Source organism: Mesorhizobium argentiipisi (SeqCode) (genome assembly GCF_037179585.1).
Classification (GTDB): Bacteria; Pseudomonadota; Alphaproteobacteria; order Rhizobiales; family Rhizobiaceae; genus Mesorhizobium; species Mesorhizobium argentiipisi.
Genome location: NZ_JAPYKO010000036.1, coordinates 35,802 through 61,054, shown reverse-complemented (window position 1 = coordinate 61,054; position 25,253 = coordinate 35,802). Strand labels below are relative to the sequence as shown.

Genomic DNA, 25,253 nt, shown 5'->3' with positions numbered 1-25,253 from the left:
CGGCGATCTTCTTGGTTGCTTCGCCCACGGAGATTCCGCGTTGCGAGGTGATCTTGTTGAGCGTCAGAGACGTCATCGTCATAAGCCTCCACCAGGTTTGAGCCGCGGGTCCCTTGACCCCGGCATGAAGCGGCGCACGGCACCGCCAGTGAGAGTGCGAACGGCACGACAAAGGGTTGCGCATTCAGGCGCGACTCATGGTCCGGCCATTCAAGTGGATCGCGGCAAAGGTTTTCGAGGTATCTGGCAGGGGGCCGCGAGACGCCAACCGCATTTTGCGATGGCGTATCGAAGCGGATGTACCTGTCCCTGCTTCCTCCGGTCCTTCGTTCTTTTGGCACCGCTTCAAGCGCGATGGGCTTCTTATGCAAATAGGTAAAGCAATCGCCGTGCCAGTTTGAAAAAAGGGCCGTGAGCCCCGCGCTGAGCGAAATCTCAGACTGTTCCGCTCATAAACGCATAGGCAACTGTAACGATATTTTACACATGTATATTACGATTGTAACATTTACTCATGTTTGCGCTGCAATATATCCAGTTAGCTTCTGCAATATAATCAAATTCTTCCGGGATCTATTAATTTTTTGATCACTCTCTACTATCTAGAGGCAAGCGCCGAACGGGCGCGGTGCCAGAGAAAGATGATGCCGAACGACAAAGACAACCGGGGCCCAGCCCCGCCAATCTCCAACCACGCCGACGGGGTGACCGGAGATCTGGTCAGGTTGATGCCGCGCGACCTGGTTTTCGTCATGCGTTTCATGGGCGAAAGCCAGTACCGGCTGCAAAGCCATTTCCAGGACTTCATCCGGGCCGAGCTTGCTGCCGGTGGCGTCACCCCGCAAACCCATCCGATGATCCATCTGTTCATCGAGAGCCATGCGATCCTGCTACGCGACTTCGTGTTTTCCGGCGTTTCGCTGACGCGCCAGTTCCGCGTCGATGAGATCGAGCGCCTCACCGGCGACACCACATCGATGATCCGGGTCGATATCTGGGATCAGCTCAAGAGCCACATCGAAACGGCCGAGAAGCAGTTCCAGTCGCAGGCTGACACTCTGCCTAAGCTGCTTTCGGCTTTCGAAAACCCGACCGGACCGGCAGCCGGGGAGGATAAATGATGGCGGGTTCAATAAACAGGCAAGGCACTACGCGAGAGGCGCTGCTCGAGCGCCGGCTGGCTCTTGTCGGAAACGTCTCGGCGCTCACCGCCGAGGCATTGCGGCTCAATCAGAAACTCGCCGGCATCGAGATTGATGTGCTGCGCATGGAGCTGGAGATCGGCAGAAACGGCGCCAGCGCGCAACTGGTGCAGGATTTGCATGAAGCGGAAGGGAGCGCAGAGGCGATCATCAACGCGCGCGCAGCGTGTGAGGACCGTATCGCCGTTGCCGAAGGCGAGGTCGCGGATGTCGATCGCGAGCTTGCGGCGACAGTGAACGAGGACTGATGGGAGAGACACAGTGAACCAGCAGACGATGCAAAACCTGACCCTGTTCGACCTGCTGGCACGCAGCTGGCGGCGCCCGTCGGCGATCGCCGATCTATGCTTCAGCGCCGATGGTTCGACCGTTGCTTTCACATCCGTGGACGGAACCGTGGCCATCGCCGCGATCGCCGACCAGGAACCGCCGGAATCGCGGATTCGGGTGAGCGGCGACCTCGGCCAGACGACGATCCGCCCGCGCGAGAAGCCGCCAATGCCGTTGATCGCCACCGCGACATTTGGCGATGGCGATGCCCCCCTCGCCGCCTATCTGCATTCCGGCTTCCTCATCGGAACGGCGGCCGGCGAAGCAGTGCGTCTGACGGCTGACGGCGAAGGTGCGAAAACGCCGATCAAGATCGAAGGGCCTATCGTCGCCATCGATCATAGCGCCCGGACAGCCGTGACGGCGGTCAGCGACGGGCGCGATGTCTTCCTATCCCGCGATCTCGGCGATGTGACGAAATTGGAATGCGGTTCAACATCGTCGACGGACGCACTGGCCTTCTCCCCCGGTGGACGCCGCCTCGCCTGCGGCTTGGGCAATGGGCTGTCGATTTGGGCAGTCGAAGGGCCTGCCAGCCTGATACGAGACTTTGTCTTTCCGGCGCGCCCGATATCGATCCGTTGGAGCGGCGACGGCACATGGCTGGCCAGCGGGCTCGAAACGGGCGGCGTTGCCCTGATCAACCTCGCCGATGGTCTTAGCGGCGTCATCGCGGGATTTCCCTCGCCGGTCCGCGCAGTGTGCTGGAGCCAGCCAGCGAACGCGCTGCTTGCCTCAGGTGCGTTCCGGATTGCTGGTTGGTCGATGACCGCACCGCCGCTTGACGGCGAAAGCGCTGGAGCACTGGAGACCGGTCGCGCCGGTCTCGTTCTGGTCGAAACGGTGGCGGCGCACCCGGAGAAGAAACTCGTCGCGGCGGGCTACGCCAACGGCCGGATCACCGTCGCCCAGATTGGCGGACGCGACGAGCTTCTCGTCCGGCCCTTGGGCAGTGGGGTAACCGCGCTTGCCTGGTCCGGCGATGGACGGCATCTGGCTGCGGGCATGGTCGACGGCACCGCGGCCATCATCACCTTTCCAGGGCAGATGTTCAAATAGCGGGGCAGTCCGCGCGAAATAGGAGGATAGAATGCAGACTGAAATCACCACAGAGGAAGAGAGCAAGGACGCCTTCTTCGAACAACTCGCCAAATTGTCGGAAGAGATGGTCGCCAAGCACGGTAAGGATTTCAGCATGGGAGCGTTGGTGCTCGCTGCCCGCTGGATCGCCGAAAACCGGATTGGTCAATTGAAGACGAACTAGGGGCCGACGGCACCCATTTGTTCAAGAGCGCTACGTCACCGGCTTCACCAGCTCCGAGGAAGAGGCCGTGGGTCTCACGAAGGTGGTGCCGTTCCTGGTCCAGGACGAGCTAATTAGCCTCGGCGCGGTCCGCCGTCGATGGCCAGCTCATCACCGGCCGGGCGCTCGACTGCCCTGACGTTCATGGTGCTCGCCCTGCTGTTCCTAGTTTCAGCCGGCTCACTCTCCTGGATGCGGCCAGGCCTCCTCCCGCAAGGTGTCAGAACGGCCAAAGGCCTGGCACCGAACATGGGCAGGCATCTCCTTCGTCTGTTTGCCGCCTATGCCCTTCTCTATGGAGGCGCGGTGCTGGTCACGGTGATCGGATCAAGCTTCGTCTTCGAAGAGCAGCAAGGGACCGCCGCCGATTTCGGCTACCTTGAGGCCGCGTGGTCGGCTGGTTCAGTTATTGGGGCGGCTGTTCTCGTTAGGCTGACCGAAATTCGCAGCGCGCGTTTGCCAGGCTGCTCGACACGATCAGGAACGCGGGAACGCGAAACGGATTGCCGATCAACGCCGTTTCCCAAATATGCAACGATCTAGAACAACGCCGCGTGTTGCAGACCGGCCCGCATTTGTTTCTCCTCATGGAGCCAGAGGCCTATTACACGCACATCTTCAGCCTGCTTGGCCTCTCGGCGCATGGCTGCTCGACCTACCTTTCCTATGCCGTTTCAACGGTGAGTCTCGTTGAAAAGCCCCACAAGGGACCAGGCTGGATCACGCTTGACGGGAAGCCAGTCAACGTCTTCGGTCTCAGCCGAAGCCGGATGATCGGGTACAGCCTTCTGACCGGGCCTGAATCATACCGGTTCGAGCTGGTGCCAACGGAGCCAAATGCCGAGGGAGACGCCCTCGCCCTGCTTCGCAGCCTTCTACCGAAGACGCAGTTCGAGCGGCCTGCCCATGCCATCAAGGCAGCCAATCGCATCCTCTGGCCGAAACTGTTCGGAGAGAGCTTTGCCTTCCTGCAAATCGACGATGAGGATGTTGCCGACCTGGTGGCGGACCACCTATCAGACCAGGATTCCTGGCTGCGTACGAGGTTGCTGGAAAGCCCAAAGCTGGCATTGAATATCCTTGACGAGATCGACAGACTGGCGGCTGGCCCCTGGGGTGGCTGGTTCGCACGCGGTACGGATTTCTTTTGGTACTATGAAAACGGAAAGCGCCTGCCGCTGCGCATGGTGGGTGGAGAACTCGTCAATCTGGCGACCGGAACGAAGGTAGCTCGCTTCGCGGCTCCCGATATCATTGAGCGGCTGGCGAACCGCAGCCTTATTCCCAACCTGCTCCTTATGTTTCTGGTCCTGTCGATCCTGCCCGGCGTGCGCGCGCTCGGAGGCAGCCACCAGCCGGTCTACTATCCCCTGATGCGCTACGTCATTTGTCGGGCTCTAGAGACCGCAGACATGGATGCGGACCTTCGACGCGCTCTCGCGAGCGATGATGTGCCAGGAGCTTGGGGGCATCGCGTCATTGAATGCGATGAGGATCCATTCGAGTCCATCCGAAAGGGCAGCATAGGCACAACCAGCGAGGTCATCGACCGCTTCGGCGATTGCCTTTCACTGATGCCTGTGGAGGTCTGAGCAGTTTCGTTTCTGATCCGTCGTGGACTGAACTTTGCTCACAGCTGCGGGAGCGAGCGATTGCTCCAAGCGATCCGGAACGAGGCTTTTCCTGAGAGTGGCAAGCGCCCGTGGCTGAGGTCAAATATGACGACCTCGCCTTCGCCGTACCGGCCAATGCCAGCGCCACCTATTGGAAACGCAAGATCCGGCCGCGGCAGAGCGGCTTGGAGAAGTCGCTCAGGTCTGGGAGGTGGAATAATGACCCAACAAAGCGGGTCCGCCTAGTTGCCGCATATTGCATGACGTTTGTTCCCGCACGCGGCTTAGTCCAACTTGCCCAGAGCTTTCAGGATAAAGCGAACCTGCTCGCGCATGCCCGCTTCGATGTCTTCGCCGTGTTGAAGGCAGTGCTCGAGCAGTACCGGATGGAAGTACGGCGTGAACGCGGTCTTGACCGCGCGCGCCGCCTCCGCCGGATCTTCGAACCTGAATTCTCCCGCTTCAATGCCTTCGCGGATGATCGCCTCAAATATCCCTACCATCTGTTCGATATGCGCCTTGATGATCGCCCGGTTCTCCCGCATGGCGGCGACGATCATGTCGTGCATACGCTTTTCCTTGATCAGGGTCGTCTTGGTGTGATGGTGAATCGCGGTCAAAAGCCGGGTGAGTTTCTCCGAGGCTGGCGCGCCCGTTCGCGCGATCACAAAGGCGAACTCTGCCACCTCATCCATCACGCGCCCGCAGATGGCCTCGATGATTGCGCCCTTGGAGGGGAAGAAACGGTAGACGTTTGCCGTGCTCATGCCGAGTTCGGCGGCAATGTCGGCCACCGACGTCTTATGATAACCGAGGCGGCGAAACTGCTCCCCCGCCACGGCCAGAATGCGCGCCCGCATCTCGTCGGGATCAGTTCGTGTTCGAACCGGACGATTCATGCATGTCTCCAGAATTGATGAAGCGAACCTGCCGGACTCGCGTGGAGGATCGTCTGTAAACGGTAAGTTCGTGCCGATGGCCCTGCATGTGTCCAGGCAAAGCCAACGGGCAAGAACTTGAACCGTCTCCTGCGACAAGAGAGCCCTACTCGGCCGCCATCGCTGGTTGCAATTCCGCTTCCTTCGCCGAATCCGCATGGATATCATCCGCGGTCGGCTTGATCCGGAACCACGCGACATAGAGCGCGGGGAGGAACAGCAGGATCAGCACCGTGCCGGCCGCCGTGCCACCGATCAGCGTGTAGGCCATCGATCCCCAGAAGACGGAGTGCGTGAGGGGGATGAAGGCCAGCACGGCGGCAAGTGCGGTCAGGATCACCGGCCTTGTACGGTGAACCGTGGCCTCGATCACGGCGTGATAGTCGTCAAGGCCGGCGGCACGGTTCTCCTTGATCTGTTCAGTCAAGATCAGCGTGTTGCGCATCAGGATGCCCGCCAGTCCGATCAGACCCAGAATGGCGTTGAATCCGAAGGGCTGGTTGAAGATGAGCAACATCGGTACGACGCCGACGAGGCCGAGCGGTGCCGTCAGCATGACCATCGCCATCGTCGAGAAGGATCGCACCTGCAGTATGATGACGATCAGCATGGCGGCGATCATGACTGGGAAGACCTTACCCAGCGCGGTGTTGGCCTTGGCCGCCTCCTCGATAGATCCACCCAATTCGATGCGATAGCCGGCCGGAAGGGATGCTATCAGCGGCTGAAGGGCCGTCATGATCTGCTTGGAAACCTCCGGCGGCTGGGTCGCCTCATTGATATCCGAGCGGATCGTGATGGCCGGTGTGCGATCACGCCGCTTCAGGATCGGCTCCTCCAGACGGATTTCCGAGTGGCCGATCTGGTCTAGCGGGATCTGGCGGCCGTCGCGGCTCATCAGGGAGAAATCCGCCAGACGCGATGGATCCAGTCGCTCTGCGCCGGCGCTGCGTGCCACGATCGGGACATTGCGGATGTCCTCGCGGACCTGCGTGACCGGGATGCCGGTGAGGAGGAACTGGAGCTGCTGGGCCACCTCCGCCGGCGACAGGCCGATGAGGTTCAGTCGATCCTGATCCGGGATGAAGCGCAGTACCGGCGTGCGATTGCCCCAGTCGCGATTGGCCTGCCGCACGTCCGGCACGCCGCGCATGACCTCGAGGGCTTTTTCAGAGATGGCGTACAATTGCGCGGGATCAGGCCCCATGACCCGGAACTCGACCGGGAACGGGGTGTAAGGTCCGAACACGAGTTGCGTAACGCGGATGTTCGCTTCGGGGGCAAGCCCTGTCGCAACCGCTTCACGCAGCCGGTGCTTCAAGGCCTCGCGCGCCTCCGCGTCCGGCGTCAGCACGACGATTTTGGCGAAGGCTGGATCCGGCAGTTCTGGCGCCATGGCGAAGAAAAAGCGGGGAGCGCCCTGGCCGACATAGCTGGTCACGATCTTGGCCTCCGGCTGGCCGCCAAGCCAGTGTTCCAGCTTCTCGACCGTGGTGGTCGTCGTCTCGATGCTGGTGCCTTCCGGCAGGCGAACCTCGACCAGCACTTCAGGGCGATCGGATGTCGGGAAGAACTGCTGCTTGAGACCGCTCATGCCGACAACCGAAAGTGCGAAGACGATGCCGACGGCAGCGCAGGTCACAAACTTGTGGCGCACGGCAAAGGTGATGAGCCGGCGAAGGCGCCGATAGTTCGGTGTGTCGTATATGGCGTGAACGCCGCCTTCGACCGGTTTGATCGCGGGCAGCATCTTGACGCCCATATACGGGGTGAAGAAAACAGCGACGATCCAGGAGACGATGAGGGCGAACCCCACGACCCAGAAGATGTTGCCGGCGTATTCTCCGGCCGTCGAGCGCGCGAAGCCCACCGGAAGGAACCCGGCGATCGTCACGAGCGTGCCTGAGAGCATCGGCGCCGCAGTATGGCTCCACGCATAGGCCGCCGCCTTGATGCGGTCCATGCCCTCTTCCATTTTCACCACCATCACCTCGATGGCGATGATGGCGTCGTCCACGAGAAGGCCAAGCGCCAGGATAAGGGCGCCGAGCGTGATGCGGTCGAAGAACCGGCCGGTTTCCAGCATGATGAGGAACACGACCGCAAGCGTCAGAGGAACGGCGGCCGCCACGACGATGCCGACGCGCCAACCCATGCTGATCAGGGCGATCAGCAGCACCACGCCGAGCGCCATCGCGAATTTGAGCATGAACTCGTTCACCGACGAGCCGATGTTCACAGCCTGGTCGCTGACCTTGGCCAGCGTCATTCCGAGCGGCAACGTCTGTGCGATAGAAGCGGATTTCTCCTCCAGCGCTTTGCCGAGTTCAAGACCATTCCAGCCCTCCTGCATCACCGCCGCGAGCATGATGGTCGGCTCACCCTGGTGACGGATGATGTAGGTGGCAGGATCCTCGTAGCCGCGCCGGACCTCGGCGATGTCGGAGAGCTTCAGCGTCCGTCCCGCGGCGACGATCGGCGTGTCGGCGATCGTCTGGACACTGTCATAGGCGCCGTTGACCCGGATGAAGACCTGCGGCCCCTTGGTGTCGATCGAGCCCGCCGGTGTAACGGTGTTCTGCCGCTGCAAGGCAGCAACGATATCCTGCGCCGACACGCCGAGAGTTGCCAGCTTGGCATAGGAAAACTCGACGAATATCTGCTCGGGACGTTCGCCGAGGATGTTGATCTTCATGACGCCAGGCACATGCAGAAGGTCCTGGCGAATGGTCTCGGCTTGCCTCGCGAGCTCCCGCATCGGCATGCCTTTCGCCTTGAGGGCATAAAGGGCGAAGCTGACATCGGAATATTCGTCGTTGACGAAGGGACCGAACACGCCGGGGGGCAGGTTGCGGGCTTCATCCCCGAGCTTCTTACGGGCCTGGTAGAACTCCTCCTGCACGCTGGATGGCGGTGTGCTGTCCTTCAGCGTGACCGTCAGATACGCATAGCCCGGCCGTGTTGTCGTCTCGACACGATCGTACCAGGTCAGCTCCTGAAGTCGCTTCTCCAACGGTTCGGCGACGAGATCCTGCATCTCGCGCGCCGTCGCGCCCGGCCATACCGTCGTGACCGTCAAGGTCTTGATGGTGAAGTTGGGATCCTCCGCCCGTCCAAGCATGAGAAAGGCGTAGGCGCCGGCGGCAACCAGCAGAATGATGAAGAAAAGGGTGACGGCTCGCTCGCGAACGGCGATCGCCGAAAGGTTGAGGTTCATCGTCAGTTGCTCCCGTTTTCGGACGCAGTCCTGACGCGAGCGCCCTCCTTCAGGAGATGGGCGCCGAGCGAAACAATCGAATCACCCGAGCTCAGCCCAGAGATCACGGCGGTTTCGCTGGTCAAACGAACAAGCTTGACTGGGCGAAAGTGTACGGTCGAGGTTGCCCCGTCCAAGATCCAAACGCCGGTTTTCTGGCCATCATCCAGCACGGCGCCTAGCGGCACCTGCACTTCCGGCTCACTCGCCTGGCTTGCAAGCCGAATGGTAACCGTCGCGCCAAGCGGTGCGGCCGCGGCCTCACCGTCGAGCACGTAACGGGCCTCATAGGTGCGGGTCTGGGGATCGGCGGCGTCCGACAACTGTCGCAGATGCGCCGTATAATGCCGCCCAACGGACCCATACATGCCTGCTTCGGCCACCGAGCCGATCGCCGGCCGGATCGTTTCGGGGAGTGCGACCACCGCTTCGCGGGGGCCGGCGTCCGCGATGCGAACCACTGTCTGTCCCGCGGCGACAACCTGTCCCGGCTCGCCAAGCGTTTCGACAACCGTTCCATCGGCGTTCGCATCCAGGACGGAATAGGCCGCCTCGTTCTCCGCGACCTTGGCTTCGGCTTCGGCGGCGGCGAGCTGTGCCGTCGCGGTATCAAGTGCCGCCTTGGCCTGCTCGTAGCGCTGCGGGGTTGCGGCCAGTTCCTTCTTGACCAGAACGGCATAGCGCTTTTCGTCCGCGCTTGTCTGAACCAGGACAGCGCGGGCGGCAGCGACAGCGTTGCGTTTCGCGGTGAGTGCAAGGGCCAGATCGGTGTCGTCGATCCGCAGCAGCGGTTGGCCCGCCTTGACTCGTTCACCGACATTCACAAGGCGCTCGATGATCTTGCCGGGGACGCGAAAGCCGAGATTGCTCTGCACCCGCGCGGCAATCGTGCCCGTGAAGCCGCGATCGGATCCGGGCACCTCCGCTCCCGTCACCAGTCGGACCATCGGAGGTTCTTGCCTCGGATCAGCCGCGGCAGCGGCCGTCTGCGTGCGAAGCGTGATGAATGCGGCCACCCCGAGCCCTACGACCACGATGCTCCCCAACCCAATAATGAGTCTCTTTTTCATGCCCCTTGCCTCCTGTTGAAATAGATTGCATTCGCACTCTATATCTGCTATTGATTACGAACGCAATCTAAAAAGGAGATCGACCATGCGCGTTAGTCGCAGTCAGGCTGAGCAGAACCGGCAAACCGTGATCGATGTGGCAAGCCGCCTATTTCGAGAGCACGGCTTTGACGGTATCGGCCTGAAGGATCTGATGAAGGGTGCCGGGCTGACCCAAGGCGCCTTTTACAAGCAGTTCGACTCCAAGGAGGATCTGACAGCGCAGGCATCGCGGCGAGCGATGGAACACGCGACCCGCAGATGGTCGAGTGTTGCCGCCGGAAGCCCCGACCCCCTTGAAGCCCTTATCGGGCTCTACCTTTCAACAGGACATCGCGAAGAGAAGAGCGACGGTTGTCCGATCGTGGCGCTTGGTTCGGACGCGGCGCGCCAAGGCGAGGAGGTCAGGGCGCGATTCCAGGATGGCATCGCAGCCCACCTCGAGGTTCTCGACGAACTGATGCCGGCGGCAAAAGGTCCAAAAACCCATCGCAAGGCCATGGCGATGCTGTCGCTGATGGTGGGTGCCGTGACGATCTCCCGTATCCTTGGGGATGAAGAGATGTCGCAGCGTTTTCTCGATGCCGCCGCCGGCGAAGTCAGGCGAATTGCGGCCGCGCAGGAATAGAGGCGGTTATCGCGACCAGGCGCCCGCGCCGCGCCATCACGTGAACGGATCAAGCAGAATGACAGCTGGAGTAGAGATGCGTCGGATCGTAATTACAGGCATGGGAGCAGTCAGCCCTCTTGGGGCCAGCGTGGCGACGTCCTGGTCCCGGCTCCTGGCTGGCCGCTCGGGTATAAGGAGCCTGCCGGCCGAAATGGTGGGAGACCTGCCGGCCAAGGTCGGCGGAACGGTTCCCTCGTTGCAGGAAGACCCCGAAGCCGGCTTCGATCCAGACACCGTCCTGGCTCCGAAGGAACAGCGCAGGGCGGACCGCTTCATTGTCTTTGCACTGGCGGCGGCGGAAGAGGCGCTGGCCCAGGCGGGGTGGAAGCCGGTCTCGGACGATGACAAGGCGCGCACCGCGACGATCATCGCTTCGGGAGTCGGAGGATTTCCCGCGATAACCGAAGCCGTGCGAACCGTCGACCAGCGCGGTGTTCGGCGTCTCTCGCCGTTCACCGTGCCATCTTTCCTGGTGAACATGGCAGCGGGACAAATTTCGATCCGACACGGGTTCAAGGGTCCGCTCGGCGCTCCGGTGACGGCCTGCGCGGCCGGCATCCAGGCGATCGGCGATGCGGCGCGTCTCATCCGTGCCAATGAGGCCGACATCGCGGTCTGCGGCGGAACGGAAGCCTGCATGAATGCGGTCAGCCTCGGCGGCTTTGCCGCGGCACGCTCGCTTTCGACCTCCTTCAATCACCGTCCCGATCAGGCGTCCCGTCCGTTCGACATGCTGCGTGACGGCTTCGTCATGGGCGAAGGAGCCGGAATCCTGGTCATCGAGTCCTTGAGCCATGCGCTTGCGCGCGGCGCCAAGCCGCTGGCCGAGCTCGTCGGCTACGGCACGACGGCGGACGCTTATCACATCACGTCCGGACCCGAGGATGGCGACGGTGCGCGCCGAGCCATGGAGATCGCGATCGCCCAAGCCGGCATTTCGGCACGGGAAGTCCGCCATCTCAACGCGCACGCGACCTCCACGCCGGTCGGCGATGCGGGAGAGATCGAGGCGATCAAAAGGGTCTTCGGCACGGATTTCGGCATAGCGGTCAGCGCAACGAAGTCGGCGACCGGACATCTGCTCGGAGCCGCCGGCGGGCTTGGAGCCATCTTCACGGTGCTGGCGCTCAGGGACCAGGTCGCACCGCCGACCCTCAATCTGAGCGCCCCCGATCCGGCCGGCGACGGGATCGACTTCGTCGCAAACCACGCCCGGCCAATGGAGATGGACTACGCGATCTCCAATGGCTTCGGCTTTGGCGGGGTTAACGCCAGTGCGTTGTTCCGGCGCTGGACCGACTAGCCAGCCGGTACGGGGGCCGGAGCGGCCGGTGACGAGCCGCTGACCGTGGACGACCAGCGGGACACATTTTCGAAACGCAACCCTGGCCAAAGAAAGAACTCCCATGAACAAGACCAATCCCGCCGTCGCCCTGGTGACCGGGGCATCCTCCGGCATCGGGCACGCAACGGCCAAAGCCCTGCTCAAGGCTGGCTTTCGCGTGTTCGGAACCAGCCGCCGCGCGGCGGGTGAGAGGACCGACGGCGTCACAATGCTGACCTGCGACGTGACCGATGACGCGTCCGTGGCGAAACTGGTGGAGGACGTTCTGGCCAAGGCCGGACGCATCGACCTGCTCGTCAACAATGCCGGGATGGGTCTGTTTGGCGGCGCGGAAGAGTCCTCGACCGCCCAGGCCCAGGCGCTGTTCGACGTGAACGTCTTCGGCGTGTTGCGCGTGACCAACGCGGTGTTGCCGGCAATGCGGCGCCAGGGAAAGGGCAGGATCGTCAATTTGAGTTCGGTCCAAGGGTTCATCCCGGCTCCCTATTTCGCGCTTTATGCGTCGACCAAACATGCCATCGAGGGCTATTCCGAATCGCTCGACCATGAACTGCGCCCGTTCGGCATTCGCGTTGCGCTGGTGGAGCCCGCCTATACCCGTACGTCATTCGCGGAGAATCTCGCCGCCCCCGATCAGGTGCTTGATATCTATGACTCTGCGCGCGCCGGCATGACTAAGGCCGTGCGGAAATCGATGGAAAAAGGCGATGCGCCCGAAGTGGTTGCGGCCACGGTGTTGAAAGCGGCCACCGACCCCACTCCGAAGAGGCGCTATGCGGCGGGAAAGATGGCGCGCCAGGTCAGTCTCCTGCGCCGTTTCGTTCCCGCATCCGCATTCGACAAGAGCCTGCGAAAGCAGCTCGGGCTGCCGGTCTGAGAGCGAGGCTTTGCTCGCGAACACCGAGCTGACCAGGGGAACCAACTGCCGAGGCGGTCTGTCCAATCCGGCCTGCCCATGCGAGAGCCAGCGCGAATGGGCGCCTTGAAGCCAAAGACCGGAAGGTCGAGGCCCGAGCAGGGCCCGCCCGTGATGGCAGGAGCACTGGCGCTCCGGCATGTTGCCCACATCGCCACCAGCAGGCGTGTTGACCGCGTTAACTCTTTCGATCGACAACGGATGTCCCACATCATCTTATAGCTCATTCCATTGAATGGTCGAGAGGAGCACCAATGCCGTACGCGCCAAAGCACAAGCAGCAGACCCGGGAGAGGATTGTCGAAGCCGCAGCCCGGCTATTCAACAGGGGAGGCTTTGCCGAGGTCACAATCGGCGAGATCATGACAGCCGCTGGGGTCACGCATGGCGGCTTCTATCGGCACTTCAGCAGCAAGGAAGAGCTCTACGCCGAGGCCGTGAGGCATTTCCTGAAGAAGGAAGTGCCGGAGCGCTGGCAAAAAGGGCGCGCGGACGCATCCCTGCCCGACCAGCGGTTCGCCAGCTTCGTGGTCGATGCCTACCTGTCGCGCGATCACCTCCAGGACATCGACGGCTCCTGTCCCTTGGTCGGGCTATCGTCCGACGTTGCGCGCAGCAGCCGCGGCGTCAAGTCCGCCTATCGCGAGGTCGCACAAGCCATGGTCGATGTCTTCAAAACGAATTTGAAGGGGCGTGGAGCGCGCGATCAGGCGATGGTGCTGGTCGCTCTCTGCGTTGGAGGCATGGTACTGGCCAGAGCGCTCGACGATGAGGATTTGGCCAAGGACTTTCTCGATACGGCCCACAAGCATGCGCTTAAGACGACGGGTTGGCGAGGTGGCCGGGCCCAATCCTCAGCGAAAGTAAGCACCGCGTGAAGCGCGCTCCGTCCTCCTTGGCGAGAGGTCCAGAGGTGCGCAAAAGATGATCTTGATCATCTCTTGCCGCTGACGGAGAGTCCGCCGCGAGCACGGGCGCCACCGTCGGCAATCCGCCCGATCGGCAGCTGAAGTGAGGGACGAGGAGTATGAAGACGATGGCAACCGAACACACGTTCAGCGTCACGCGACACACCCTGACCACGGACAAGCCGTTCGAGGCGTTCATCAGTGAACTCGAGAAGCACGCGCCTCTGGTCTCGCCGGAGGTACTCGGGGAACTCGCCGACTTGAACCTTCCACAGGACCAACTCAGGGCGCGGGTCGAGGGGCTCATCGGGTCGAGCGGCTTCGTCCTGTTCATGAAGGCCATACACAATCAACTGTTCTCCCACTTCGGCCGAACCCACGCCAGCGTCCAGTACGCCATCGGCAATCCACTCATCGCGAAAGACGTGTCCGATAAAGCCCCGGCGGTCTGCCTGTACACGCCATTTCGGCTGGCCGCGTACGAGTCGCTGGAGACCCGCAAGACGATCGTGAGCTACGACAGCCCCGCGTCGCTCTTCGGCTCCTTCGGTGTTCCCGAGGCGGCCGAGATCGGCGCAAAGCTCGAGGGAAAGCTGCAGGACCTCCTGGCGCGGTGCCTGTGATGGACAACCAGGCCCGGAAGCCGGACTTGCATTCTCCGGTGGCCGAGGGTCCCAGCGTGGGCCGCCCCGTCCGTCGTCTCGAAGACGAACGCTTGCTGCGAGGCGGGAGCCGCTACGTCTCGGACCTGATCGCAACGTCCGACGCCCTGCGCGTCAAGATACTGCGCTCGCCTCACGCCCACGCCCGGATCCTCGCGGTCGACGCCACCGCCGCCCGCGCGATGCCGGGTGTCGTGGCTGTCCTCATGGCCGACGACCTGGCGGGCATCGGCGACCTGCCCTGCGATTGGGAAGCCCCCGGCATGATCGGGGTCCCGCTGCATCCGGTCCTGGCCCGCGACCGTGCTCGGTACGTCGGCGAGCCGATCGCGGCAGTCGCGGCCGAGAGCGCCAACGCGGCGGAAAACGCGCTGGCTGCAATCGAGGTCTCCTACGAGGTGCTCCCCGCGGTCGCCGAACAGGAGGCGGCCATCGAGCCGGGTGCTGCCCAACTTCACGATGCCTTGCCCAACAACATCGGCTACCAGTTCCGCCGTGAGGGCGGCCATGTCGACCGCGCTCTCGCCGACGCCGAAGTCGTCGTGCGACGGCGTCTGACCAACAACCGGGTCGCCCCTGCGCCGCTCGAGGGCCGCGTCGTTCTGTCCGAGTTCGCCCTCGCGTCGGGCCGGCTGGTCCACCACACGTCGAGCCAGCTCCCTCACGTCCACGCGCGTTCCCTCGGCGCATGCCTTGGCCTGCCGCTGCATAAGCTGCGGCTGGTCGCCCCAGACATCGGCGGAGGGTTCGGAGCCAAGCTCTGTTTTTACGCCGAGGACGTGATCTGCGCCGTACTATCGATGCGCACGGGCCGCGCCTGCGCGTGGGCGGAGGCGCGCGGTGAAAGCTTTCTCGCCACCACGCACGGGCGCGATCAGGTCCAGTACGCCGAGATCGCGGCCCGGCGCGACGGCCGGATCACCGGCTTCCGCTCTCGGGTCGTCGCCGACCTCGGTGCCTATGCTATCGGCATGGGGCCTGGCGTGCCCGCGATCAACACAGGATACGGCGTCTCCGGCCCTTACGACATCCCGAACGTCGCCACTGAGGTGGTGGGGGTCTTCACCAATCGCACGCCCACCGGGCCCTACCGCGGCGCGGGACACCCCGAGGCCACCTTCCTCCTCGAGCGGATGATGGACGAGCTGGCCCGCGAACTCGCGATGGATCCCGCCGAAGTCCGGAGGGTGAATTTCGTGCCCCCGTCTGCCATGCCGCACCGGATGCCGACCGGATGGACGCTCGACTCGGGCGATTACGCCGCCAACCTGGACGCGGCGCTCGACCTGGCGGGCTACCGAAAGTTGCGAGAGCGTCAGGCGAACTTGCGGGCGGAGGGTCGCTTCCTTGGCATCGGGCTTGCGACCTTCTCCGAGAGTTCGGCCGTTGGGCCCTCGATCGGGATGGGCGCGGTCGGCTTCTGGCGAGCCGGCCACGAAAGCGCCCGCGTGGTCGTCAACGCCGACGGTTCCGCGACCGTCTTCTCCGGCGCGATGAGCACCGGGCAAGGCCACGCGACGAGTCTCGCCCAGATCGCGGCCGACGTACTAGGACTGGCGCCCAACGAGGTCGAGGTCGTGCAGGGCGACACTCAAGCCGTGCCGTTCGGGACCGGCACCTTTAACTCGCGTTCCATGGCGATCGGCGGTACGGCCGTCCACATGGCGGCTGGCAGGCTCCTGGAGAAGGCCCGGAAGATCGCCGCCCACCAGCTCCAGAGGCGCCCCGCGGACCTCACCTTCGAGCACGGCGTTTTCCGAGCCTCGGATGGATTGGGGGTCATCGCGGCGGCCGCACACACCGGCAAGAAGGTCGAAGACCGGATAGTCCACGCCGTCTTCCGGCGGCGATTGGGCATGGAGCTCCCCCCCTCGGACCGGGAAGCCGAGACTCTCACTCTCGCCGACGTGGCGCGCGACGCCCATCTCGGCCTCGATTTGCCGATGGGCACGGCGCCTGGCCTCGACGAGACCGAATTCTTCGATCCAGTGGACATGCCCTTCGCCTACGGCACTCACATTGCCGTCGTCGAGGTCGATCTCGAGACCGGGCAGGTCGCGTTATTGCGTCACGTCGTGGTGGACGACTGCGGCCGGATCATCAATCCCCTGCTCGTCGAAGGGCAGGTGCACGGCGGTGCTGCGCAAGGCGTGGGCCAGGCGCTCATGGAGTCGATGGTCTACGGGATGGGCGGTGAGCCGATGGTTGCTGGTTTCTCCGAGTACGCGATGCCGCGCGCCGCGGACCTACCCTCTTTCGAGACGGGCCATACCGAGGTCCCGACCAAGCTGAATCCGCTCGGCGCCAAGGGCGTCGGCGAGGGCGCCACGATCGGTGCGACCCCGGCAGTCGTCAACGCTGTCCTTGATGCGCTGGCGCCGGTCGGCGTGACCGAGGTGGCGATGCCGATGACCCCGATGCACGTGTGGCGGGCAATCGAACGGGCGCAGGAGGGGCGGGGCAGTCTGGTCCGCGAGACCGGAGCGGAACCGTCATCGCCTGGCGGTTCGCAGGCCGGCGCGTTCATTCTGCTCGGCCAAGCAGCCAAGGGAGGGGACGATGCCTGAACTCGCGATGACGGTGAACGGCCGCGCGGTCCGCGGTGCGGTAGAGGGACGCACGCTCCTCGTCGAGTATCTACGGGAGCACCTTCAACTGACGGGCACGCACGTCGGGTGCGACACGACGCAGTGCGGAGCTTGCGTCGTCCACGTGGACGGCCTCGCGGTGAAGTCGTGCACCATGCTTGCGCTCGAGTGCGAGGGTTCGGCGGTCACGACTATCGAGGGGTTGGCCCCGCGCGGCGCCCCGCTCCACCCCATGCAGGCGGCCTTTCGCGAGCACCATGCTCTTCAGTGCGGCTACTGCACGTCGGGCATGGTGATGATGGCGATCGATATTGCCCGGCGCCGGGGCGCGGTGGACGAGGCGACGATCCGCGAGGAGCTCAAGGGCAATATTTGCCGCTGCACGGGCTATCACAACATCGTCAAAGCGATCGCGGCAGGCACCAAGGCGATGGCCGCCGGGCGCGAGTGAGGACCCTTGCCATGAACGAATTCGATTACCATCGGGCCACCTCACTCGACGAGGCTCGTCGGCTCGGCGCCGCGGAGGGAGCGGCCTTGCTCGCCGGAGGCCAGACGCTCCTGCGGGATCTGAAACATCGCCGGCGCGCCCCCGCGAGCCTCGTGAAGATCTCCGGGGTGCTTCCCCGGGAGATCGACTTACGCGAAGGCGGGATCACGATCGGAGCCGGCGCGACTCACGCCGAGGTCGCCGTCTCGGAGGTCGTTCGGAACCGGCTGCCGGCGCTGGCGGGCCTGGCAGGACACATCGGTGACCCAGCGGTGCGCCACCGGGCCACGCTGGGCGGTGCCGTCGTCGCGCACGAGGTCGCGGGCGACTATCCCTCCGCCTGTCTCGCGCTCGGCGCGACGGTGCACATGACGGGGCGGGACCTAGCCGCCGCCGAGTTCTTCACCGGCCCCGGCCGGACGGCGCTCGAACCGGGGGAGATCGTCACCGCTGTGACGTTCCCCGTGCCCACGAAGGCGGCCTACGTCAAGTTTCTCAATCCGGCCGCGCGCTACCCCATGGCCGGGGTGTTCGTGGCGCTCGCGGCGGACGGCCGCCCCCGCCTGGCCGTCGCGGCCGTCCGCGCCGACGGGGCATTCCGCTGGCTCGAGGCGGAGGCAGCGCTTGCGACGTTCGTCGGCGACGCGCTTCGAGAGGTGCACATGCCGCTCGATGGCCTAGCGGTGGACCTGTTCGCGGACGCGACCTACCGGGGACGTCTTGCGGAAGTGCTCGCCCGGCGGGCGGTATTCCTCGCCAACAGTGCCGCTCCCGGAGTCGCGGTGTTCTCGCACGGATCGTCGCTGATCGGAGTTGAGCGATAAGCACGCTGGCCGCCCTCCCGATCTCGGCCCAAGGCAGGATAGATCGGCGGAACCTTCCGGTGGGCGGCGCCCTGTAGGCCCTCAGGAGGAAGGAGGGCTCGTGGGCGATGTCAACTTCGAGGCCGTGCTGCACCGGGAGCTGCGGCCGGGTATGTGTGTAGAATTATTTGAATTTTCGACTATCGAATATGATATATCTTGACAAAACACCTCCTGTGGCTGTTTGTTGTACAGGAGACGATCTGAAGCGCGAGTAATCCAGCCTCCCACGTCAGGCGGCTGTCATCGGGCATTATCCTCGACGACAGCCGCCCGGCCGTCTTGACATGCACCTTGTAAGCGCATCGGTCGATGCGGCCATCGATAAAAAGTCATTGGAAATCGAGCACCGCGTGAATATAATAGAATATTCAATTATCGCCTAGGCAATCAAAATTGGGAACACTACCGGCAAGGAGAAGCTTGAATGGCGCACGATCACGAGCACACAGAACCACCTTCCGATATCGAGTTGCGGGTCAAGGCGCTTGAGTCCCTTCTCACCGAAAAAGGGATCATCGAGACTGCTGCGCTCGACGAACTTATCGACACTTACGAAAACAGGATTGGCCCTCGCAACGGCGCTCGCGTCGTGGCAAAGGCGTGGACGGATCCAGCCTTCAAGCAGCGCCTTTTGACCCATGGCACGGAAGCGATCGCCGAGCTGAATTTTTCAGGCGTCCAAGGCGAGGACATGGTGGTGGTTGAGAACACCCCGGCAGTTCACAACGCCATCGTGTGCACGCTCTGCTCTTGCTATCCTTGGCCCACGCTAGGCCTGCCGCCCACCTGGTTCAAGTCCGCTCCCTACCGATCCCGCATCGTCATTGATCCGCGCGGGGTGCTCAGCGAGTTCGGCCTGATCATTTCCAAGGAAAAGGAGGTGCGTGTTTGGGATAGCTCGGCCGAGGTGCGTTACCTCGTCCTGCCCGAGCGCCCGGCAGGAACGGATGGCTGGACCGAGGAGCAGCTTGCCGAGCTGGTCACTCGCGATTCGATGATCGGAACCGGTCTTCCCAGAAGCCCAAACGGCAAATAGCGGAAAGGGACCACAATGAACGGCATACATGATTTGGGCGGCATGCACGGAATGGGTCCCGTCGTGCAAGAGAGCAACGAACCGAATTTCCATCAGGAATGGGAACGCAGGATGTTCGGCATGTTCATCGCTGTTTTCGCCGGTGGTCATTTCAACGTCGACGAGTTCCGCTACGCGATAGAAAGAATGGAGCCGGCCGACTACCTGCGAACTACCTACTACGAGCACTGGTTCCATTCGATCGAGACCATGCTGCTAGAAAAGAGCGTCATTACCAAAGAGGAGCTCCAGGCCAAGATCAACGAACTCAAGGGGGTGCACTGATGCCTGCTCTGACCAAGGAGATGGTCCCTGAAGTCGTCAAGACGGGCGGGTCGACCAGGATCGCCGAGGACGTGAAGCCCCGATTCAAGCCGGGCGATCGGATACGCGCCAAGAACATGAACCCTGCGTCCCACACCAGGCTGCCACGTTACGTTCGCGGCAAGATCGGCACGGTGGTGGTGGATCACGGCGTGTTCGTGACGCCTGACACCTCGGCCCACGGCAAGGGGCCGAACCCTCAGCACGTCTACAACGTCAGCTTTGATGCCGTTGAGCTTTGGGGGCCCAACTCGGCTTCGAAAGACAAAGTGCACATCGATCTTTGGGATGATTATCTGGAGCGCGCATGATGGTCGAACAATCCGGTTTTGATGCCATCAGACTGCCGCGTGATGACGCAGGTCCGGTCTTCGAACAGCCGTGGCAGGCTCATGCGTTTTCGCTCACCCTTCAACTGCACAAGACAGGGCTCTTTACCTGGGCCGAGTGGGTTAAGGTTTTCAGCGAGGAAATCAAGGCGGCGCCGCAATTGCCGGATGAAAGCGTCAACGACGCCTATTACCGCCAATGGATGGCGGCGCTGGAAAAGATCATCGCGGCGGAGGGCCTGACAGGGAAGGACCAAATCTCCGCACGGGCCGACGAATGGCGGCAAGCATATATCAACACGCCTCACGGACATCCGGTCGCGCTTGCCAATGCGGCCTGCCCGCCGACCCATCACCATGACCATACCGTCGCGCGCTCGCCGGTCACTGTCAGTCCCGCAGCCCTGAACTGAACATATCCACCTGAGGAGCAACCGATGAACAACACGATAATCGCATCAGGCGTACAACCGCTTCCTATTCCGGTCCGTGACGTGGTGCCATGGGCCGTCTTTGCCGGACTCTTGCTCCTGTTGGCGATCTACTTCGTCGGCGCCGAAGAAGGCGCCACCTCGCTGATCGCGGGAAATAACGTGCATGAGTACGTGCATGATGCTCGCCATCTGCTCGGATTTCCCTGCCACTAAAGGTGAGATATGGTCGGCACGCTTCTGATGCGGGGAATGCTGGTGGGGGTTCTTGCGGGAATCTTCGCCTTCGCTTTCGCCCGGGTTTACGGCGAGCCGCGAATTGAGCAGGCGATTGCGTTCGAAGATCAGATGACCCACGCAACCGACGCGGCTCACGATCACGCGGTAGAAGAGGTCGTCAGCAGGCAGACACAGGCCGGACTCGGCCTGTTTAGCGGGCTAATCGCGTACGGTGCTGCCTTGGGCGGTCTGTTCGCGCTGGTCTTTGCCTTGCTTCATGGGCGCCTGGGACCGTCAAATCCTCAGATGCTGGCCATCGCGATCGCGTCGGCCGGGTTTGTGGCGCTTACGTTTGTGCCAGGTCTGAAATATCCCGGCAATCCCCCGGCGGTCGGCGATGGGGGGACAATCGCCCAACGGACGATTCTGTTTTTCGGCATGATCGCGATCTCAATCGTCGCGGCCGCCGTCGGCATCCAAGTCGCACGGCTCATACGCCAGTCGGCGGGCCCTGGTGCGGCCTGGGCTGCGGGCATTTCGGCTTATGCGGCAATCGCGGCAGCCGCCTTCCTCGTCCTGCCGGCCGTCAATGAAGTTCCTCAAGGGTTCTCGGCAGAGCTTCTATGGCAGTTCCGAATGACGTCATTGGCGATGCACGCCATATTGTGGTGTACGCTTGGGATAGCATTCGGACTATGGGTCAAGTTCAGCTCCGGTTCCGACAGCGCCGGAGCCCGCCTTTGGCAGCACAGGTAGGTTGCCTGGTTGGCTGAAGGTGGTATGCGAGGGCTCAACGCCGGCGCTCGGGAAAGGCATTTTTCCTGGGGATGATCCGCTGGATGGATCGTCATTGGCGGGTATCGAAGCGCTCGCCAGCCGGCTCGGCGAAATCAAGCGATCCCCGTGCGGTCCGCAGCAAGCCGCGCGCCAGACGGCCGAACAGCTCGGACTCTTGCCCGAAATCGACAACGCACTTGGCGATATCGGCCACGGCCGCTGGGCGGGCCGTCCGATCGAAGAGGTCCTGGCTTTGGAGGAGCAAGCATTTCGCGACTGGCTGGAAGGGACCTCGGCTGCGCCGGGCGGAGAATCCATCGAGGCTCTTGTCGGGAAGGTTGGATTTTGGCTCGACAGCCGCGTGAGCTTGGCCCGAACGGCAGCGATTGTGGTTTTCCAGCCGTCATTCGTGCTGCGATGCTCTCGGTGCTCGGGGCTCCGCTGGTGTCGTTTCCGCGTCTCAACATCCGCCCCTTGAGTCTCACCGAAATGACCAGCGACGGCAGGCGCTGGAAGTCCGCTCCTTAGGGAGTTGATGAGCTTAACGCATGGCTATCAGTCGGAATTCATGCCCGTCGGCGGCGGCGATATGAACGGGATGCTGCGTTCCGGCCAGGAATTGTCTTTCAACACCCCTAGCCGTGTGGCTTTGGGCCGCGCGCCCGACCTTGTCTCGCAGATCCTTCGAATGCAGGCTACCGGCTGCCTCCGAAAGACCACTCAGGCAATGGAAGCCCTCATAGATCGACTCGCCGAAGGAATTGGCCGGCGGAGGTGAGATACCGAAATAGTGATGGTATCGATCCAGGAACGCATCATTGTTTCTCGATCGGATGTTCGAAAAATACCCCGAAGCGACGTATAGATTCTCTGTGCAGTGGGCCCCGATGCCCAGAAGGATCGTTTCCTCGATCGCCGTGCTGAAGCGCAGGATCTTGCGGTCGAGACCGTGGTCAACGAAGGCTCGGTTGAAGATCACGGCCTCGTGGCCCAGTAGCCACATTGCGACCACGTCGGGCCGTGCCCTTGCTATCTGCTTCAGAAGCCGCTCATGATCTATCACGCCGAAGGGCACCATCGCTTCGCCAACGACGCTGCCGCCGGCATTCGCAATCAGGCGTCGCGCGCGCGGCATGGATCGCTGTGGCCACAGATAGTCGTTGCCGACAAGGAAGAAGCGCGAGGCACGCTTTTCTTCCATAAGCCAGGAAGTGCTGGGTTTGAGCAATTCGATCGCTGTCTCGCCGATGGCGACAACACCAGGGTTGTGTTCGTCTCCTTCGAACTGAGGCGTGTATATCAGGGGTACGCGGCCATCCACGGCGTCAATGACTGCCTGACGAGCGGCACTCGTCACCAATGCGACCACCCCCTCGACTCGATCGAGGTCTATCATCGAGGAGACCGCTTCTGCCGCGCTCCAACTGGTGCAGCCCGTGTTTGCGACGACGAGGTCGACCTCGCGCCCCAGCATGCCGCCGCCCGTGTTGAGCTCCGCCACGGCCAGCAAAGCGCTTGCTTCGCACGAAGGGGACCAAATTCCGGCCGGCCCCTCTTGCGGGATCAGAAGTCCGAGTTTCAACGCCTTACGTGCCATGGACTCTCGCGATTTGTCGGCAGATTAGCAAAGGCGCAAGCCTTGTGCATCCCTGTTTTGGACGCGAGGCCCGACACCATCCGATCCTTGATTTGTAGCTCAGAGGCCAGAGGGACTTCCTCAGTTCCCTACCGCACACGCGCTCGCCGGGTGGAAAAGTGCCCGCCGAATGCAACGGCATGCCAGAGGACGATCAGGATCATCCAGTCGACCCAGAGGAGCGGATTGCCGCCATAGCTGCCTTCAACCGCGGGGAAATGCAGAACTGTGGTGGCGAAGAAACGCATGAACAAGACATAGCTGAGGATCGCGGCCACCGTTACGATCAAGGTGCGAAAGATCCGTGCGGCGACGACGGACTCAATCTTGGATGGGCCGAAGATCAGCCCGGAGATCAGCGAGCTTATGGCGAAGAAAACCCCCAGCTGCGCTGTCTCGAGCGCGAGGGGGAAGCCTTGTCTTTCAAGAATTTGCGTAGGAAGGATTTGCCGAAGGACCGCCTCGAAGACGAGCATCAGGAGGTAGCCGCCACCGAGCGTAGCGATTAGCGCCGCGAGCGCGCGAAGATGGCGATTGGCAATCCCTGCCCAGGGCCAATTGCCCCATAGCATGCCGCCTGCAATCACAATCACGATGCTGGAGTAGATCCACCCCGTTACCTTGGGGAGTGAAACGGGGGCGGACGACGAAAGCTGCGCATTGAAATTGGGATATATCAGCGCGACAACGCCGATGACGGTCAAAAAGGCGCCGAGCAACCATTGCGCAGTTCCAGACGTTGGCGACGTCACCGCTTCGAACGGATAGCCCCCCAGGCTTGTCACGGGAAATGCATAGGCATAGAAACCGATCAGCACGATGAAGGCTGCCGCCGTGTAACCGGCACCGCCCGCCGTGTTCGCCGAGAATGTCGGGTCCCATTGGCCGACGCCATGGGTGAACAGCAGTGTGCCCAGAATGCCGATGACAACATTTACGGCCACCTGGGCAAATCCTGCGATGGGCTGGCGCAGCTTACTGAACGGCCAGTTGCCGAACGTGAAGCCGGTGAAGATCAAGCCCAGGATTGCCCAGAAGAGCACGCAGCTGACAACCGCCAACTTGGCAGCCTCGTCGTCAGGTCCAGTTGCTCGCGCGCCAGCAATGCTCCACTTCGGATCACCTATCAGCCACCATGAAACGACCGCGACGGCGAATATCGCCAATGTCGTGAAGACAGGGGTAAGGCGCCCGACAATCGGCAACCGCTCCTTCAATTGCCCAACCATGGACGCGGATGCACCAATTTCATCTTCGATGTTCGTCATGCTCATCTCCCAATGTTGCATGTGCCCGGTTCCCGACGGGCACTTGTTTCTCGGCACAGGCATGCCGGAACACTGCCAGCCAAACCCTGCGCCACAGAGGTTGTGCTCTGTTGCGTTCAAGCGTCAGCAGTCAGGACCGGGCTCTCAAGCTATGACACAATCCCCCCGTCAGGCCCCCAAATACCTTCGGGGCGCCGATCCCATATGGAGGCGATGATTGACGATAGCGAACGCACTTAGTGCGTCCGTTCCAGTTCTTCTGGGAGCGATCACCTACATGGCGGGGCCATTGGCTGCGATCCCCTCCAGCCTCCTTTCAATAAGGAGCTAGTCTTCCTTCAGCGGCTAAATACATATCACATTCTGAATTCAGAATGCAATGGAAAACTAGCAGATCGGACTGCAGACGTTCAATTTTGTCGCGGACATGCCAAGTGGCCTGCGGACCTTAGAACCTTGAAAATCATAGATCTTTAGCGCGACTGGGGTGCGATGTGCGCAACATTAATCCTTGAAAAGTCAGCAATTGCAGAATATGCCATTGAAATTCCCTTTATTGAAAATGGAAGCACATGGCACGCTCACCTAAAATGGAAGAACAGCTCGCCTATTTGATCGCGAGCGTTAACCGTCAGCTGGAAGAAGAATTGACAGAGTCGCTTCGTCCCGAGGGCATATCCGTTGAGCAGTTTCGCATTCTCACCACCCTGGCGTCGAATGACGGTCGCTCGATGCGTGATCTTGCTGAGCTGGTCCTGGTGGATCCTGCAACGCTCACGAAGATAATCGACCGGATGGTCGCGGACGGTCTGGTCTATAGGGCGCCCGACCCCGACGATCGACGCAAGGTCCTCATCTTCCTTTCGAACAGGGGGACAGTCCTTCACGACAAGCTCAAGGGTGTGCTCAGAACCCAGCAGCGCGCTCTCGTTTCCCGGCTCACGGAAAAGCGGGCGGAGGAATTGGCCTCGCTTCTGCGGGGCGTGATCAGTTTCTGA

27 protein-coding genes and 1 pseudogene are annotated in these 25,253 nt (G+C 62.3%); 23 read left to right on the top strand and 5 right to left on the bottom strand.

The window, feature by feature from the left end; translation table 11 throughout:
- Positions 1 to 644: 644 nt before the first annotated feature.
- The 7 genes and pseudogenes from O7A05_RS30540 to O7A05_RS30510 all read left to right on the top strand — a co-directional run bounded on the left by O7A05_RS30540 (position 645) and on the right by O7A05_RS30510 (position 4,427).
- Positions 645 to 1,121: a hypothetical protein gene (locus tag O7A05_RS30540; protein WP_337096957.1), complete on the top strand. Its 477-nt coding sequence runs from the start codon at positions 645 to 647 to the stop codon at positions 1,119 to 1,121.
- A complete protein-coding gene (locus O7A05_RS30535; RefSeq protein ID WP_337096956.1) occupies positions 1,121 to 1,450 on the top strand; it encodes a hypothetical protein in 330 nt (109 codons plus the stop codon). Before O7A05_RS30540 ends, O7A05_RS30535 begins: the two co-directional genes overlap by 1 nt.
- Positions 1,451 to 1,463: 13 nt before the next feature.
- Positions 1,464 to 2,591: a WD40 repeat domain-containing protein gene (locus tag O7A05_RS30530; protein WP_337096954.1), complete on the top strand. Its 1,128-nt coding sequence runs from the start codon at positions 1,464 to 1,466 to the stop codon at positions 2,589 to 2,591.
- A gap of 31 nt (positions 2,592 to 2,622) precedes the next feature.
- Positions 2,623 to 2,796: a hypothetical protein gene (locus tag O7A05_RS30525; RefSeq protein ID WP_185970275.1), complete on the top strand. Its 174-nt coding sequence runs from the start codon at positions 2,623 to 2,625 to the stop codon at positions 2,794 to 2,796.
- A gap of 13 nt (positions 2,797 to 2,809) precedes the next feature.
- Positions 2,810 to 2,947 (top strand): annotated as a pseudogene (locus O7A05_RS30520) (type 1 glutamine amidotransferase domain-containing protein); the annotation flags it as partial.
- Between the two features lie 137 nt (positions 2,948 to 3,084).
- Entirely contained in the window at positions 3,085 to 3,378 is a 294-nt protein-coding gene (locus O7A05_RS30515) for a hypothetical protein (RefSeq protein WP_337096951.1), read from the top strand.
- Entirely contained in the window at positions 3,339 to 4,427 is a 1,089-nt protein-coding gene (locus O7A05_RS30510) for a hypothetical protein (protein WP_337096949.1), read from the top strand. Before O7A05_RS30515 ends, O7A05_RS30510 begins: the two co-directional genes overlap by 40 nt.
- Positions 4,428 to 4,732: 305 nt before the next feature.
- Here the strand turns inward: O7A05_RS30510 and O7A05_RS30505 are convergent, their stop codons facing one another.
- The 3 genes from O7A05_RS30505 to O7A05_RS30495 form a co-directional block, all read right to left on the bottom strand.
- Entirely contained in the window at positions 4,733 to 5,347 is a 615-nt protein-coding gene (locus tag O7A05_RS30505) for a TetR/AcrR family transcriptional regulator (RefSeq protein ID WP_337096947.1), read from the bottom strand.
- Between the two features lie 145 nt (positions 5,348 to 5,492).
- Positions 5,493 to 8,603: an efflux RND transporter permease subunit gene (locus O7A05_RS30500; protein ID WP_337096945.1), complete on the bottom strand. Its 3,111-nt coding sequence runs from the start codon at positions 8,601 to 8,603 to the stop codon at positions 5,493 to 5,495.
- A 2-nt stretch (positions 8,604 to 8,605) separates the two neighbouring features.
- Positions 8,606 to 9,712 (bottom strand): efflux RND transporter periplasmic adaptor subunit, encoded by a 1,107-nt coding sequence (locus tag O7A05_RS30495; RefSeq protein ID WP_337096944.1) that lies wholly within the window; start codon positions 9,710 to 9,712, stop codon positions 8,606 to 8,608.
- Positions 9,713 to 9,797: 85 nt separating this feature from the next.
- On the opposite strand from O7A05_RS30495, the gene O7A05_RS30490 reads away from it, so the two are divergent.
- The 15 genes from O7A05_RS30490 (at position 9,798) to O7A05_RS30420 (ending at position 21,829) form a co-directional block, all read left to right on the top strand.
- On the top strand, positions 9,798 to 10,379 hold the full coding sequence (locus O7A05_RS30490; protein WP_337096943.1) for a TetR/AcrR family transcriptional regulator: 582 nt from the start codon (positions 9,798 to 9,800) through the stop codon (positions 10,377 to 10,379).
- Between the two features lie 76 nt (positions 10,380 to 10,455).
- Entirely contained in the window at positions 10,456 to 11,724 is a 1,269-nt protein-coding gene (gene fabF, locus O7A05_RS30485; protein WP_337096941.1) for a beta-ketoacyl-ACP synthase II, read from the top strand.
- A gap of 103 nt (positions 11,725 to 11,827) precedes the next feature.
- On the top strand, positions 11,828 to 12,643 hold the full coding sequence (locus O7A05_RS30480; RefSeq protein WP_337096940.1) for an oxidoreductase: 816 nt from the start codon (positions 11,828 to 11,830) through the stop codon (positions 12,641 to 12,643).
- Between the two features lie 293 nt (positions 12,644 to 12,936).
- A complete protein-coding gene (locus O7A05_RS30475) occupies positions 12,937 to 13,560 on the top strand; it encodes a TetR/AcrR family transcriptional regulator (protein WP_337096938.1) in 624 nt (207 codons plus the stop codon).
- 149 nt (positions 13,561 to 13,709) lie between these two features.
- Complete coding sequence (locus O7A05_RS30470) at positions 13,710 to 14,213, top strand: DUF302 domain-containing protein (protein ID WP_337096936.1); 504 nt, start codon at positions 13,710 to 13,712, stop codon at positions 14,211 to 14,213.
- Positions 14,213 to 16,819, top strand: a complete 2,607-nt coding sequence (locus O7A05_RS30465) for a xanthine dehydrogenase family protein molybdopterin-binding subunit (protein WP_337096934.1) — start codon at positions 14,213 to 14,215, stop codon at positions 16,817 to 16,819. Before O7A05_RS30470 ends, O7A05_RS30465 begins: the two co-directional genes overlap by 1 nt.
- Positions 16,812 to 17,291 carry a (2Fe-2S)-binding protein gene (locus O7A05_RS30460; protein ID WP_337096933.1) on the top strand — a complete coding sequence of 160 codons (480 nt, stop codon included), beginning with the start codon at positions 16,812 to 16,814 and terminating at the stop codon, positions 17,289 to 17,291. The genes O7A05_RS30465 and O7A05_RS30460 overlap by 8 nt, the downstream gene beginning before the upstream one ends.
- A gap of 11 nt (positions 17,292 to 17,302) precedes the next feature.
- Positions 17,303 to 18,154 (top strand): FAD binding domain-containing protein, encoded by an 852-nt coding sequence (locus tag O7A05_RS30455; RefSeq protein ID WP_337096932.1) that lies wholly within the window; start codon positions 17,303 to 17,305, stop codon positions 18,152 to 18,154.
- A 466-nt stretch (positions 18,155 to 18,620) separates the two neighbouring features.
- Positions 18,621 to 19,232, top strand: a complete 612-nt coding sequence (nthA, locus tag O7A05_RS30450; RefSeq protein WP_337096931.1) for a nitrile hydratase subunit alpha — start codon at positions 18,621 to 18,623, stop codon at positions 19,230 to 19,232.
- 15 nt (positions 19,233 to 19,247) lie between these two features.
- A complete protein-coding gene (locus O7A05_RS30445; protein WP_337096930.1) occupies positions 19,248 to 19,556 on the top strand; it encodes a hypothetical protein in 309 nt (102 codons plus the stop codon).
- Positions 19,556 to 19,906, top strand: a complete 351-nt coding sequence (locus O7A05_RS30440; RefSeq protein WP_337096928.1) for an SH3-like domain-containing protein — start codon at positions 19,556 to 19,558, stop codon at positions 19,904 to 19,906. The genes O7A05_RS30445 and O7A05_RS30440 overlap by 1 nt, the downstream gene beginning before the upstream one ends.
- A complete protein-coding gene (locus O7A05_RS30435) occupies positions 19,903 to 20,337 on the top strand; it encodes a nitrile hydratase accessory protein (protein WP_337096927.1) in 435 nt (144 codons plus the stop codon). Before O7A05_RS30440 ends, O7A05_RS30435 begins: the two co-directional genes overlap by 4 nt.
- Positions 20,338 to 20,361: 24 nt before the next feature.
- Entirely contained in the window at positions 20,362 to 20,571 is a 210-nt protein-coding gene (locus O7A05_RS30430; protein WP_337096926.1) for a CbtB domain-containing protein, read from the top strand.
- Positions 20,572 to 20,580: 9 nt separating this feature from the next.
- The gene (locus O7A05_RS30425; protein ID WP_337096924.1) at positions 20,581 to 21,330 is read left to right on the top strand and encodes a CbtA family protein; all 750 of its coding nucleotides are present in this window, start codon (positions 20,581 to 20,583) and stop codon (positions 21,328 to 21,330) included.
- Between the two features lie 19 nt (positions 21,331 to 21,349).
- A complete protein-coding gene (locus O7A05_RS30420) occupies positions 21,350 to 21,829 on the top strand; it encodes a histidine phosphatase family protein (protein ID WP_337096960.1) in 480 nt (159 codons plus the stop codon).
- 63 nt (positions 21,830 to 21,892) lie between these two features.
- Here O7A05_RS30420 and O7A05_RS30415 read toward each other — a convergent pair whose 3' ends face one another.
- Entirely contained in the window at positions 21,893 to 22,948 is a 1,056-nt protein-coding gene (locus tag O7A05_RS30415) for a substrate-binding domain-containing protein (RefSeq protein WP_337096923.1), read from the bottom strand.
- A gap of 128 nt (positions 22,949 to 23,076) precedes the next feature.
- Positions 23,077 to 24,255: a hypothetical protein gene (locus O7A05_RS30410; protein WP_337096922.1), complete on the bottom strand. Its 1,179-nt coding sequence runs from the start codon at positions 24,253 to 24,255 to the stop codon at positions 23,077 to 23,079.
- Between the two features lie 590 nt (positions 24,256 to 24,845).
- Between O7A05_RS30410 and O7A05_RS30405 the strand changes: the two genes are divergently transcribed.
- Positions 24,846 to 25,253, top strand: a complete 408-nt coding sequence (locus O7A05_RS30405) for a MarR family winged helix-turn-helix transcriptional regulator (protein ID WP_337096921.1) — start codon at positions 24,846 to 24,848, stop codon at positions 25,251 to 25,253.